Source organism: Aureimonas sp. D3, from assembly GCF_001463805.1.
GTDB classification, from domain to species: Bacteria; Pseudomonadota; Alphaproteobacteria; order Rhizobiales; family Rhizobiaceae; genus Aureimonas; species Aureimonas ureilytica_A.
Map to the genome: position 1 here is coordinate 1 of NZ_BBWM01000112.1, position 417 is coordinate 417.

1 protein-coding gene is annotated in these 417 nt (G+C 63.8%); it reads left to right on the plus strand.

What is annotated here, in order from left to right; translation table 11 throughout:
• On the plus strand, positions 1-417 hold a 417-nt coding region (locus AUL36_RS23040; RefSeq protein ID WP_280138006.1), incomplete at both ends, for a calcium-binding protein.

Sequence of the window (417 nt, forward strand, 5' to 3'; positions counted from 1 at the left end):
CGGGCTTCGAGAACAACGACACCATCCAGGGCGGCGCGGGCAACGACACGCTCGACGGCAAGGGTGGCTCGGACACCTATCTCTATGCCCGTGGTGACGGCCACGACAGCATCAACGAGGACCCGAGCTACAACTCGGCCATCGTCGACAAGCTGGTGCTGTCCGGCATCGACCCCTCCGCCATCAGCTTCACCCGCAGCGGCGAGGCTGTCACGCTGGTGATCGCCGAGACCAGCTCGGGCGCCGGCAACGGCGGCTCCATCACGCTCGTCAACGGCATCGAAACAGTCAATGGTCGAGGCATCGAGCAGGTCGTGTTCGACGATGGCACGGTCTGGTCCCAGGCCGACATGCGCGCGAAGCTCCAAAGCGGAGCCAGCAACACACGGCAGGACCTGATCAATGGTACTTCAAATG